This is a genomic window from Kitasatospora sp. McL0602, assembly GCF_052076145.1.
GTDB lineage: Bacteria > Actinomycetota > Actinomycetes > Streptomycetales > Streptomycetaceae > Kitasatospora.
The window spans coordinates 7499132-7511524 of sequence record NZ_CP197246.1; the positions used below are offsets into that span (position 1 = coordinate 7499132).

Below are 12393 nucleotides of genomic sequence, written 5' to 3' on the forward strand. Positions count from 1 at the left end.
CAGACTGGAACCCAGCCCCCAGGCCCCGTAGCGGTCGGACTTCCCCGGCCGTTCGGGAAGAAGGCGGGCTGGTTCGTTCCCGGCAGGACCAGCTACGAACGGACCGTCCCACCCACGCTCAAGTAGCGGGCCAGCTTGCGGACGGCCCGGACGAGCCCCCAGAGCAGCGCCGCGTTCACCGAGGCCCCGAACACCAGGGCAGCGTAGAAGCCCAGGAGCGCGCCAACCCCGCCGTCCGGCCCCGGCACCGCGGCGAGGACCAGCGCCAGCATGCTGCCCGGAGCCGTGACCAGCAACGACCAGATCGCGGCGAAGCCCCCGTCCGTGACCGTCCGGCTGACGATCTCCACCCACACCTGCACCGCCGCCACCAGGAGCAGGTAGCCACCCGGCACCCACACCTCCGGCCGCCCCAGCCGTCCCGGCCACCCCGCCATCACGTACCCCCGTCCGTCCCGCTCCCCGTCACGTACGAGAAGCATCCCGCCCCACCGGCCGCCCGTCCTGAGTATCCGTACTCACTCTTCGCCGATCCGCACAGTCGGCGCCGACCACCCCGTGACCGCGCAGCACACGATCCCTTAGGGTCGGGCCATGATCCGTCACATCGAGTTCCAGAAGCTGCACAACTTCCGAGACCTGGGCGGCTACCGTGCGGCTGACGGCCGGTCGGTCCGCTGGGGCCGCCTCTACCGCTCGGACTCCCTCGGCAAGCTGGTCGGGGCGCCCGAGGCGGACCAGCAGGCCTTCGAGAAGCTGGGCATCCGCACCGTCGTCGACCTGCGCTACCCGTGGGAGATCGAGGCGAAGGGCCGCGTCCCCGAACGGCACGCCGTCGACTACCACAACCTCAGCATCGAGCACCGCCCGTACGATCAGGAGGCCCTCGGCACGGACATCGAGGTCGCGCCCTTCCTGGCCGGGAAGTTCGCCGAGGTCGCCGAGGACGGCGTCGCCGAACTCCGGCAGGTGCTGCGGCTGATAGCGGAGGCCGACGCCGCGCCGCTGGTCTTCCACTGTGCCGCAGGCAAGGACCGCACCGGCATCGTCGCCGCCCTCGTCCTCAGCCTGCTCGGCGTCGACGAGGAGGCCATCATCGAGGACTTCGCCCTCACCGGCCTCGCCACCGACCGCTTCGTCGCCGACTGGGGGCGGGTCAACGGCCGCGCACCCCACTGGCCCGGCTTCGGGCAGGCCCCCGCCGACCTGATGCGCCGGTTCCTCGCCGACCTGACCACCCGGTACGGCTCCGCCGCCACCTACGCCACCGACCGGCTCGGCGCCGACGCCGCCCTGGTCACCGCCCTGCACGCCCACCTGCTCACCGACTGACCGACCTTCCCTCTGTGAGGCTGCGTCTTCCCGGCGCCCCCCGGCGCCGGGAAGACGGCCGTCCGAGGCGCCGTCAGGCGACCATCGCCACCAAGGCGTAGCGCTCATCGTCCACGCTGCGCCCCCAGAGCGCGGGCTCGTCGCTCAGGGACTCGACCCGCAGCTCGGCGACCAGCGGGCGGACGGCCTCGGCCAGCGCCTCGGCGCCGACCCCGCCGTGCCAGGGCAGCTGCTCGGCACCGGCGACGTACGGCGTCGCGGCCTGCCCGCTCTCCCGCCAGCGCCCCTCGACCAGCACCAGCCGCCCGCCCGGCCGCAGCATCCCTACCCACGTTTCGAGTGCGGCGGCCGGATCGGGCAGGGTCCACAGCAGATGACGTGCAATCACGACGTCGAAGCGCCCGGCCCTGGTCGGCGGCGCGGCGGCGTCGCCGACCAGGAACCACGCGGGCTGTGCCGCCGCGCCCAGCTTCCCCCGGGCCCGCGCCACCATCTCGGGTGCGAGGTCGACCCCGACGACGCGGTGCCCGGCCTGGGCCATCAGCAGCGACAGCGACCCCGTGCCGCAGCCGACGTCCAACACGCTCAACGGCCGCTCCCCGGCGGGCGGCAGCCACCCGGCCAGCCGTCGCACCCAGGCCGCCCGGACGGCCACGGACCGCAGACCGTGATCGGGCTCGTCGTCGAAGGACGCGGCCGCAGCGTCCCAGTACTCGGTGATGGCAGCAGAGTTCCCCATGCCTGACAGGCTCTCAGCTCCCACTGACAACTCGGGTCGGTCCGCCGCTGCGCGGCTCGGTGACTGCCGTAAACTTCCCTATCACTCCCTCCCTAGGACCATTAAGGGTAGGATACGGAGTCATGGAGAGCGAAGACCGTGAGCTGTACTCGGTCGGCGAGGTGGCCGAACGGCTGGGGCTGCACGTACGGACCGTCCGGAACTACGTCCGCGACGGGCGGCTCAAGGCCGTCCGGATCGGCAAGCAGTACCGGATCAGCCGGGAGGACTTCGAGGCGCTGACCGCTGCTCGGGGCGCGGCGGTCTCACCGTCCCCGGCGACCCCGCCGCCCTCGGCGGCTCCGCGCGGGCTGGTAGAGGTGTCGAGCATCGTCCAGATCGACTCGATCGGCCCCGCTGCGGCGAGCCGGTTGAGCACCCTCGTCACCGCCGCCGCACAGTTCGCGCGGGACACCCCGGAGCCGTTGCGCATCCAGACCGTCCACGACAAGGAGCGAGCCCGTATGAAGATCGTGATCCTCGGCGACGCTGCCGCCACCGCCGACCTGCTGAGGCTGGTCCATGACGTCCTGGGGCCGGGCAACGACCTGCTCCTGCCGGGCGCCGGGCGGGAGGGCCACGATGCCTGACCTGCTCGCCGAGCACCACGGCGTCCCGGTCCTGGTCTGCGCGGCCGACGGCCCGCCGGTCGCCACCGTGCAGGACGCCCTCGACCAACTGATCGGCGGAGCCTTCCAGGACGCAGAGGTCGTCGCCGTCCCGGCGGCCCGGCTGGACCCGAGCTTCTTCGACCTCAGCAGCGGCCTGGCCGGTGCGATCATGCAGAAGTTCGTCAACTACCGCCTGCACCTGGTCGTCATGGGTGACCTCACGGAGCAGCTGCGCGCCAGTGCGGCCCTGCCCGACCTGGTCCGAGAGTCGAACGAAGGGCGCCACGTCTGGTTCGTCGCCGACATCGACGAACTCGCGGCCCGCCTCGGACAGACCCGCTGAATCGTGCTCCGGAGGCTTCTCGTCCTCACCGCCCCGATCTGCCACCCGCAGCTCAGCCTGGTCACCCTGGAAGGCGGCCGAGGCACGTCCACCGCACTCGCTCCCCTGATGGTGCCGGAATGGTACCTCCGCGTCCCGCGACTGGACCCACGAGCCGACGCGTCGGCCTATGCAGTTGTCCACGCCTACCGGCAGTTCCTGGACTACCTGCGCGAGGGCACGTCACACGTACCCGATTTCGCACACGGCGCCGCTCGGCATCGCAACGTCGTATCCGCCGTCACGGCGGGGTGAGGGGAGGTGGTGGCCTCGGGCGGCCGAGCCGGGCCGGTGGTGCAGAGCTTCCAGGGGTCCGTGCGCTCTCTCGAACCGCTTTTGATCAAGGAACTGTTCCGGATCTGCGTTGCCCGCCAGAATCATCGGCATGACGATCCGTGGAGTGCTGTTCGACGTCGATGGAACCCTGTACGCGTACGAGGCGGCCGAGGAGGCCGGTCTTCACGAGCATTTGGTGGCCGAAGGGCTCTCCGACCGGTTCGCATCGCCGGCGGAGGCGCTGCGTGTGTGGCGGGCGGTCAGGGAGGAGGAGTACCCGCGGTTCCTGAGCGGCGAGTTGACGTTCGCCGCCCAGAAGGCCGCGCGGATACGGCGGTTTCTCGCACAGGCCGGGGTGGTCGGCGCACGTGAGTTGACGGACGAGGCGGCTACGGCGTGGTTCGCGAGCTATGCGCTGCGGAGGGATGTGGGCCGACGGGCGTTCGACGATGCCCAGCCGGCGCTGGGCGCGTTGGCGGGTCGATTCCGACTCGGCGTCGTGTCGAACTCGGTGACCGCACACCAGCGCGCGAAGCTGGATGCGATCGGGCTGCTCGGCTACTTCACGGAGCCGTTGGTCTGCTCCCAGGAACACGGTTCCGCCAAGCCGGCGGCGAGCATCTTCCTGGCGGGCTGCGAGGCCCTGGAGTTGGCGCCCGCCGAAGTGGCCTACGTGGGTGATGACTACGAGAAGGACGCGGTCGGGGCGCGGGACGCTGGGTTGCAGGCCATCTGGCTGGACCGCTCGGCCTCCGGAGATTCCGGGGCCGTGGACGCCGGAATCCGGGTGATCGCCTCGTTGGCGGAGCTGATGAATTTGTGACCAGAGGACATTTGATCCCGGGCTGCGCAGCTGGCCCAGGCACGCGGACGGGCACCCGAAGCACACAGCGCGAACGCCGGTGCCCTGGGATGAACCACCGTCCCAAGTCCTGCCGCTCGCAGCCCCACTGTGCCTCCCCAGCCGTTCCCGCGGTTCCCGCCGTACTGCCCGACGCTCAACCTCCGCCCACCGTACCGGCGCGTTCGCGGGCAGCGGGGGGCGGCGGGTCAGTAGTGGCTGTTCATCGCTGCGCGGACCTCGGCCAGCGTGGTGTCGGCGACGGCCCTGGCCCGCTCGTTGCCGTCCCGCAGGATCTGGCGCAGATAGGCGCGGTCCTGCGCGTACTCGGCGCGGCGGGCCCGGATCGGTGCCAGGTACTCGTTGACGGCCTCGGTCACGGTCTTCTTCAGCGCGGCGGCTCCGGCGGAGCCGATGTCGGCGGCGACCTGCTGCGGGGTCCGGTCCAGGCAGAGCGCGGCCAGCAGGAGGAGGGACGAGACCTCGGGGCGGCCGGCCGGGTCGTAGGTGATGTGGCGTTCGGAGTCGGTCTTGGCGCCCTTGAGCAGCCGGGCGGTCTCGTCGGCGTCGGCGGACAGCGCGATTGCGTTGCCCCGGCTCTTGCTCATCTTGGTGCCGTCCGTGCCCAGGATGAGGGGTGCGCTCGACAGCAGGGCATCGGGCTGGGGGAACACCGGAGTGCCGTTCCCGTAACGGTCGTTGAAGCGGCGGGCGATGGTGCGGGTGAGTTCCAGGTGGGGGAGCTGGTCCTGGCCGACCGGGACGAGGTCGGCCTTGCAGAAGAGGATGTCGGCGGCCTGGTGCGCCGGGTAGGTGAACATCAGACCGCTGACGAAGGACTGGCGGGAGTGGGCGATCTCGTCCTTGACCGTAGGGTTGCGGCTCAGCTCGGCGACGGAGACGAGGCTCAGGAAGGGCAGCAGGAGCTGGTTGAGGGCGGGGACGGAGCTGTGGGTGAAGATCGTGCTGCGGGCCGGGTCCACGCCGGTCGCGAGGTAGTCCAGGACCAGGTCCTCGACGTGGCCGGTCAGGTTGTCCGCGACGTCACGGTCGGTCAGCACCTGGTAGTCCGGGATGATCACGTACATCTCGACCCCGAGGCCTTGCAGGCGGACTCGGTTGTGGAGCGTGCCGAAGTAGTGGCCCAGGTGCAGCCGGCCGGTGGGGCGGTCGCCGGTCAGCACGCGGAACCGGCCCGGATCCGCCTGGATCAGCTTCTCCAACTCCGCGCTGCGGGCCTGCGCGGCAGACATCCCGAGCGTGTCGGCGGCGGAGTCGGAGGCGGTGGGGGCGGTGTCGGTGGGGGCAGTGTCGGTGAGGGCGGTGTCGATGCCCGGAGGAATGCTGTTCATGAGGGTCTCCTGGTGGGTGGTCAGTACCGCCGTCGGACGACACGACCCTGATCCAGGAAACGCAGAAGGGCCGTTCGTTCGAACGGCCCGGTCGTGCATGAGAGGTGGCCGCTCCTAGGAGGAGCGCCACCAGTTCAGGCACGAGGAAAGCTGCATGGCCACACCGTAACGCACTGCTCGCCACTCCGGGCCGCGTGGCCCGTCGGAGCTCAGTCCTGGTCGTGCCAGGAGAACGCGGTGATCCGCCAGCCCTCCGAGGTACGGACGAACTGGATGGTCTTGGTCCCACGGCCCTCGTACGGCTCACCGTCCAGGAGACCGGACTTCGCGTACTCGCCGAAGCGTGAGGCGATGTCACCCGCGATCTCGGTCCGCTCGGAGGTCTCCCACTCGGAGAACTCCACCAGCCGGCCCTCGTTCAGCAGCTTCTCCCGAGGCTCGACGAACTCCTCGACCGTGTACACGGTCAGCTCCGGCCGGGTGCAGACGATCACACCGCTCGGCAGGAGCAGCCGACGTATCCGGGCCACGTCGGCGGGCTTGCCGCCCCGGTTGTCGAAGGCGCCGAAGAACTCGGCCGTCACCGCGTCAATTTCGCTCTTGGACATGGCGGGACAGTAGCACCGACGGCCTTCGCACATGACGGCGCAGCGTCGGCGCCGCTGCTGTCACCTCGTACGCCGGCACGTAGCAGCGTCAATTCGGATGCGGACCGGCGCAGTTCTCGACAGGATGCCCGAATGGAATCGATCATGCGGGCTGCCGGGGCGCTGCTGGGCGCCGACCTCCTCGAGCCGGTGGACCTGGCGGGCAGTACCCGCAGCACCGTGCTGCGCTGCCGGGTCGCCACCGGCGGCAGCGTGATCGTCAAGGCGTTCGCCGACGAGCCCGAAGCCCGGCGGGCCTTCGCCACCGAGGCGGCCGGGCTCTCCCTCGGCGCGGGCGGCCCGGAACTCCTGGGGGTGGACGTGGGTGCCCGGTTGCTGGTGATGGCCGACCTCGGCGCTGCGCCGACGCTCGCCGACACCCTGCTCGGGGCCGACCCGGAGGCTGCCGCCCACGGTCTGCTCGCCTGGGCCAGGGGGCTCGGCAGGCTGGCCGCCGACTCGATTCACCAGCGCGCCGACCTCGACCGGCAGCTGGCCCACTTCGGGCCGGGCGTCATGCCGTCCCAGGACGACCCCTGGTGCGAGCGGAACGCCACGGAGCTGCTCGCCCTCCTCCCCACCGTCGGCGTCACCGCCCCCGACGGACTGGCCGCCGAACTGGCCCGGATCGGTACGGCCGGCGGGGAGGACTTCCCGACCTTCACCCCCGGCGACACCTGCCCCGACAACAACCTGCTGACCCCCGACGGCCTCCGGCTGATCGACTTCGAGGAGGCCTGCTTCTGGTCGGTCTTCCTCACCGCCGCGTACTGCCGGATGCCGTTCTCCACCTGCTGGTGCACCTTCAGCCTCCCGGCCGACCTCGCGCACCAGGTCGAGCAGACCTACCGGGCGGAGGTCGTGCCGCTCTACCCGGCGCTCGCCCAGGACGAGGTCTGGCAGGCGGGGATGCAGCAGGCGATGGCGGTCTGGACGGTGGACGTCACCATCCGCCACCTGCCCCGGGCCCTCGCCGAGGACGCACCGATGCACCCCACCCGCCGACCCGTCCCGACCAGACGCGAACTCCTCACCCACCGCTGGACGATGGCCGCCACCCTGACCGAACTCCCGGCCTTCGCCCGGACGATGCGGCTGCTCCTCGACGCGGTCGCCACCGGCTGGCGCGCCGACCCGCTCCCGCTCTACCCGGCCTTCGCCGGCTCGGCGGCGCCGCCCGAAGTCACCGGCTAGCTTCCGGCGAGCGAGTCCCGGAGCCTCACCGCCGCGTCCAACTGCGCGGCGTACTTGCCGGATTCGGCGGCGTTCAACTGGGTGTAGACCGCCGCCGCCTCCTGTGCGGCTGTCAGCGCCTCGGGGCGACGCCCCGCGCTCACGAGGTACTGGGCGAGCTGAAACGCGGTCTGGGCGAGCAGGGGTCGGTACGCGGAGTCCGCCGCGGCGAGTTCGCGGTAGAGGTCGCATGCCTGACGCTGGCTGTCGGCGGCGTCGGACGGGCGTCCGGCTGCGCTGAACGCTGCGGCGAGGTTGCCGAGTGCCCAGGCCCACTGTGGCTTGTCGCCGATGGCCTGGTAGAGGTTCGCGCCTTCGCGGGAGGCCGCCACCGCGTCGTCGTGGCGGCCGGCGCGGGTGCAGTAGACGCCCAGCATCACCAGGGTCTGGGCGAGCGCGGAGCGGTACGCGGGATCGGCCGACGCCAGCTCCCGGTACACGGAGACACTCTGGTTCTGGGTGGCGACCGCCTCGTCCTGCCGACCGGCGGCGGTGAGTACTGCGGAGAGGTTGCCGAGTGCCCAGGCCCACTGTGGCTTGTCGCCGATGGTCCGGTAGAGGTTCGTGGCCTCGCGGGAGGCTGCCACCGCGTCGTCGTGGTGGCCGGCGCGGGTGCAGTAGACGCCCAGCATCACCAGGGTCTGGGCGAGCGCGGAGCGGTACACGGGTGCCTTGTCGGCGAGTTGCGCGTACGCGTCACGGGCCTGGAGCTGCACGTCGACGGCCTCTTCGTGCCGGCCGGCATTGGTCAGATCCGCAGCGCGGACGTCGAAGGCGTTGGCGAGCCGGTCCATGCCCGGGTAGTCCTCGGGAACGGGATCGTAGTCCGGGGTGCGCCAGAGGTGGACCGCTGTCGGGCCGCCCGCGTACGGACGGGAGTAGAGAGTGCGGCCGGCGGGGCGGAACACGGCGAGGTCGGCCTGGCCGTCGCCGTCGTAGTCGCTGGGCACGGGGATGTCCCCGGCCTGCCCGAACGGTACGGTCCGGGCTGGGGCGCCGGAGGACGGCTGGACGGTCCAGGCGCCGGTGACGGAGTCCCAGGTGGCGGCGTCGGGCAGGTTGTCGCCGTCGTAGTCGGCGTGTACCGGCATGGACGGGACGGCAGGCGCGGCAACGGACGGCACCGCGTAGAAGGCGTACCGGAGGGTGAGGTGGAGCTCGGTGAGCCCGGTCAGGTCGAGACCGGTCTGCTGGGCGGAGAGCGGTTCGATGCTGACCCGCCAGGTGGTGACGGGGCTGCGGCCCCAGAAGGCGGGGCGGTTGGCGGGGGTGCTGCCGGGCGTGCGCTTGTCGAAGACGGCCTCGGCCGTGGTCGACACCGGCTGGCCGCCGGTGTCCCGCAGGGTCCCGTTCCGCAGCCGGTTCGTGGCCTGACCGCCGTGCTGGACGAAGACGTTGACGGCCGGTTCGTCGGCGCGGGCGCCGAGGAGGGCGACGTACACCTCCTCGGTCTTCAGCTCCGACCATGCCTCGGGGAACTCGGTCAGCGGGACGGCGAAGGTCGCAGTGCCGCTGCTGCGCAGGCCGTCCAGGACGTCGGGCGAGGTGAGGGTGATGAAGGAGACGGCGTGCTGGAGTTCGGACTGGTACTGGTCGTAGAAGCTTCGTAGGCCGAGCAGTTCGGGCATCCGGCCCCAGGAGGACAGGTAGCTCTGGAGCAGCGGGATGACGCGGGAGTCCTCGCCGCGGGAGAGCGCGAGATAGGCGTTCTCGACCTCGTCGGGGTGCAGGTGGCCGAGGTCGAAGCTGAACCCGGCGGACCGGTCGCTGCTGACGGTGAAGAGATCCAGGGCCCGGTAGGCGTAGAAGGCGTACCGGATGAGGACGTCCACGTAGGCCTGGGTCTGGTCGATCAGGGTGCGGGAGATCATGCCGAGGGCGGCGATGTCGGAGGCCCAGTCGGCCTGGAGGTTGCGCAGCCGGTCTAGATCGCGCTGGTTGGCCGCGATCTTCGCCGTGGTCGCGACCTGCAGCGCGCCCTTCTGGTTGACGTCCAGGATCTGGAGGCCGCGCTGGCGGGTGAGGTCGAGTTGCCGGGCGACCAGATCGCGCTGGCGGTTCTGCAGCTTGCCGTCGATCTTCGTCTGGAAGAGCTCGGCGACCGCCCGGCCCGCGTCGATGAGCTTGCCGCCGGTTTCGACGAGTTCCTTGAATCCGCCTGCCTTGCCCTTGTCCTCTTCCTTCAGTCTGGGGTTGCCGGCATCCGACCAGTCCCACCACTCGATGAGTTTGCCGCCGTCCTTGCTCTCACCGGTGGTGGCGTTGAAGGCCCCCAGGGCGTCTCCGGTCTTCGCCATCAGCTGGGCGGCGGCGAGGAATGCGACGATGCTCGCCCCGCCGGTGTAGACGGCGGAGACTGCGGCGGCGACGGCAATGGCCGCCCCGATGAGCGGGCCGAGGTCGTTCCCCGGCGGGAACTCCATCCGCTCCAGGGTCATCTCGTCCTGGACCGCGGAGAGTTGTGCCTTGACCTCCTCCATCTGCTGGTCGATCACCTTGGCCCGGCCCTTGGCCTCCTCCAGTGCCAGCTGGGCCGCTCGGTCCTCCAGGTTCAGTACCGGCCGCATGTCGTTGACCCGGTTGACGTCGGCGGTCAGCCGGTCGTTCTTCTGGCCGGTGTCGACGGAGGCCAGCAGCAGGCTCAGCGCGTTGTCGAATAGGCTCTTGACGATGTTGTCGTAGTCGGTGACCACCTGCTCGAAGTGCGGGAAGTCCGGCATCAGATCGAGGTTGTAGGGCTGCCCGATCGGGGAGAGGTTGGTGGCGATCCAGCGGGAGAGCTCGCCGGCGCGGTCCTGCCCGGCGTCGAGATCGAGCGCGCGGAGGAACTCCAGGGACGCCGTCTCGCGCAGGCCCTTCCGGTCGGCGAGCCCGGGGGCGTAGGAGCGGAAGAGGAATTCGCCGACGCGCGTACGGTACGCGGCCCATTCCTTCGCATGCCCGCCGAGCCGGAGCCGGACCAGGGCCCACCAGTCGTCGTTGCCGTGGACGGCGAGAACCGGCTGCACGGCCGGGCCGGGGCCGGGGCCGGCCACGCCCGGCGTCCCGTCGGGGCCGGGGTCACCGACCGGGCCGACCCCGCCGACCATGCCGCCGCGGCCGCCCTGGCCGGCGGCTCCGGCGTCGCCGGGCAGGCCGCCCGCACCGTCGAGAGTGAGGTTGGTCCAGGCGGTGGTGTCCACGATGATCAGGGCGGCCGGGCCGCCGACCGCGCCGTTGCCGCCAGGACCGCCCGGACCCCCCTGGCCCGGCTCCGGGCGGTCTTCGCCCGGCTTGTTCGGTCCGCGGGCCGCGTCGTAGCCATGTCCGCCGGATCCCCCGGCGCCGCCCCTGCCTCCCCGGCCGCCGCGTGCGGCGATGGTGAGGTCGCTGATCCGGTGCGCGAGGACGGTGACGGTGGACGCAGCGCTCCCCGGATCGCCGTCCCCGCCGTGCCTGCCGGCACCGCCGGACTGACCGGACTGCCCCTGTCCGGCGGCACCGGCGTCGCCCCTGAAGCCGGTCCCGCCGACGGGGGCACTGGCGTCCACGGCGCCGTTGTTGCCCCGGTAGGTCTCGGCGACTAGGACGAGGGGGTGACCGAGAAGGCCGGTGAGGACGAAACCAGGGTCGTGGACGATCTCGCGGGCGACGAGGGCGAGTGTCGCCGTCGGGGCGAGCCTGCGGACCGTGACCTCGGCGCGGATCTCCTGGAGGAGGGCGTCATTGACCCGGATGGTGTCCCGGAGGTAGATCCAGTCGACCGGGATGTCCTCACCGAACTGGGCAGGGGAGGCGGTGCGGTCGGTGTTGACGTCGGGTGTGGCGGTGGGGGGATGCGTCATCGGGGGGCTCCCTTCGAGCCGAAGCTGCGGCCGACCACCCATCCTTGATGCGTCCTCGGCCGCCACGCCAGGTATCCGGTCGATGATCACCGGAACGAGCGATGCGGGAGTCGGCCGGCCGGAAAGGAATACGGCTGGACACCGCCCAGGTGGCCGGGGGAAGGTTCGGGGCATGACCGATCTTCCTCCGCCACGCGTGCCGGCCGGATACCGCAGCAGGCCCGCGACTCCCGCGGACGTCCCCGCGATCCACCGCCTCGTCGCGGACTGCGAACGGGACCTGCTCGGCTGCGTGGACACCGACCTCGACACCGTCGCCGCCGACCTCGCCCGGCCCGGCCTCCAACTCGCCTCGGACACCCGGCTGGTGCTCGACCCGGCGGGGCAGCCGGTCGCGTGGGCCTGGGTCGACCGGCGCAGCGAGGTCGACGTCCACCCCGGCCACCGGGGGCTCGGGCTGGGCGCCTCGCTGCTCGACTGGGTGGAGGCCCGCGCCCAGCAGGCGGGCACCGAGCGGCTCGTCCAGACGGTGTCGGACAACGACCTGGCGGCCGTCGCACTGCTGCGGTCCCGTGGCTACGGGGCGTACGCCATCGCCTGGTTGCTGGAGATCGCCCTGCCCGCCGAACCGGTCCAGCCGGAGCTGCCCGCAGGCATCGTGATCCGGCCGTTCCGGCCCGGTGACGAACACGCGGCGCACCAGCTCACCGAGGACGCCTTCGACGAGTGGCAGCAGCGCCGGAAGTCGTACGAGGAGTGGGCGTTGCTCACGGTCGAGCGCGCCACCTTCGCCCCGGCCGTCTCCTCCGTCGCCTTCGACGGTGACCTCATGGTCGGTGCAGCGCTGGCCCTGGACGTCCCGGGCACCGGCGACGGGTACATCGAACGGGTCGCCGTACGAGGCGACCACCGCAACCGGGGCATCGCACGGGCCCTGCTGCGTCGCACCTTCGACGGCTTCCACCAGCAGGGCAGGCAGGCCTGCACCCTGTGGACGCACTCCGGGACGGGCGCACTCTCGCTCTACGAACGGGTCGGCATGACCGTCCGCCGCAGCTCCACCGTCCACGCCAAGGCCCTTCCCGCCGGCCACCGCCCGCCCGGCGACCCGGCCTGA

Annotated in this window: 11 protein-coding genes; 6 read left to right on the top strand and 5 right to left on the bottom strand. The window is 71.6% G+C overall.

The window, feature by feature from the left end; all coding sequences use genetic code 11:
* Positions 1-92 precede the first annotated feature (92 nt).
* Positions 93-482, bottom strand: coding sequence for an SCO4225 family membrane protein (locus ACR68M_RS33905; RefSeq protein WP_441247995.1), 390 nt, complete (start codon positions 480-482; stop codon positions 93-95).
* Positions 483-594: 112 nt separating this feature from the next.
* Here ACR68M_RS33905 and ACR68M_RS33910 point away from each other — a divergent pair, with 112 nt between their 5' ends.
* Positions 595-1332 (top strand): tyrosine-protein phosphatase, encoded by a 738-nt coding sequence (locus ACR68M_RS33910; RefSeq protein ID WP_441247996.1) that lies wholly within the window; start codon positions 595-597, stop codon positions 1330-1332.
* A gap of 73 nt (positions 1333-1405) precedes the next feature.
* Here the strand turns inward: ACR68M_RS33910 and ACR68M_RS33915 are convergent, their stop codons facing one another.
* Positions 1406-2071, bottom strand: a complete 666-nt coding sequence (locus tag ACR68M_RS33915) for a class I SAM-dependent methyltransferase (protein ID WP_441247997.1) — start codon at positions 2069-2071, stop codon at positions 1406-1408.
* Between the two features lie 122 nt (positions 2072-2193).
* Here ACR68M_RS33915 and ACR68M_RS33920 point away from each other — a divergent pair, with 122 nt between their 5' ends.
* The 3 genes from ACR68M_RS33920 to ACR68M_RS33930 all read left to right on the top strand — a co-directional run bounded on the left by ACR68M_RS33920 (position 2194) and on the right by ACR68M_RS33930 (position 4202).
* Positions 2194-2700, top strand: a complete 507-nt coding sequence (locus tag ACR68M_RS33920; protein ID WP_441247998.1) for a helix-turn-helix domain-containing protein — start codon at positions 2194-2196, stop codon at positions 2698-2700.
* Positions 2693-3064 (top strand): DUF4180 domain-containing protein, encoded by a 372-nt coding sequence (locus ACR68M_RS33925; RefSeq protein WP_441247999.1) that lies wholly within the window; start codon positions 2693-2695, stop codon positions 3062-3064. Before ACR68M_RS33920 ends, ACR68M_RS33925 begins: the two co-directional genes overlap by 8 nt.
* A 424-nt stretch (positions 3065-3488) precedes the next feature.
* The gene (locus ACR68M_RS33930; RefSeq protein ID WP_441248000.1) at positions 3489-4202 is read left to right on the top strand and encodes an HAD family hydrolase; all 714 of its coding nucleotides are present in this window, start codon (positions 3489-3491) and stop codon (positions 4200-4202) included.
* A gap of 227 nt (positions 4203-4429) precedes the next feature.
* Here ACR68M_RS33930 and trpS read toward each other — a convergent pair whose 3' ends face one another.
* Both trpS and ACR68M_RS33940 read right to left on the bottom strand, forming a co-directional pair.
* Positions 4430-5473 (bottom strand): tryptophan--tRNA ligase, encoded by a 1044-nt coding sequence (gene trpS, locus ACR68M_RS33935; RefSeq protein ID WP_441251789.1) that lies wholly within the window; start codon positions 5471-5473, stop codon positions 4430-4432.
* Between the two features lie 308 nt (positions 5474-5781).
* On the bottom strand, positions 5782-6180 hold the full coding sequence (locus ACR68M_RS33940) for a DUF4440 domain-containing protein (protein ID WP_441248001.1): 399 nt from the start codon (positions 6178-6180) through the stop codon (positions 5782-5784).
* 132 nt (positions 6181-6312) lie between these two features.
* On the opposite strand from ACR68M_RS33940, the gene ACR68M_RS33945 reads away from it, so the two are divergent.
* The gene (locus ACR68M_RS33945) at positions 6313-7413 is read left to right on the top strand and encodes a hypothetical protein (RefSeq protein ID WP_441248002.1); all 1101 of its coding nucleotides are present in this window, start codon (positions 6313-6315) and stop codon (positions 7411-7413) included.
* On the opposite strand, the gene ACR68M_RS33950 is transcribed toward ACR68M_RS33945, so the two are convergent.
* On the bottom strand, positions 7410-11276 hold the full coding sequence (locus ACR68M_RS33950) for a tetratricopeptide repeat protein (RefSeq protein ID WP_441248003.1): 3867 nt from the start codon (positions 11274-11276) through the stop codon (positions 7410-7412). The two genes, ACR68M_RS33945 and ACR68M_RS33950, sit on opposite strands and share 4 nt — an antisense overlap.
* 172 nt (positions 11277-11448) lie before the next feature.
* On the opposite strand from ACR68M_RS33950, the gene ACR68M_RS33955 reads away from it, so the two are divergent.
* On the top strand, positions 11449-12393 hold the full coding sequence (locus tag ACR68M_RS33955; protein ID WP_441248004.1) for a GNAT family N-acetyltransferase: 945 nt from the start codon (positions 11449-11451) through the stop codon (positions 12391-12393).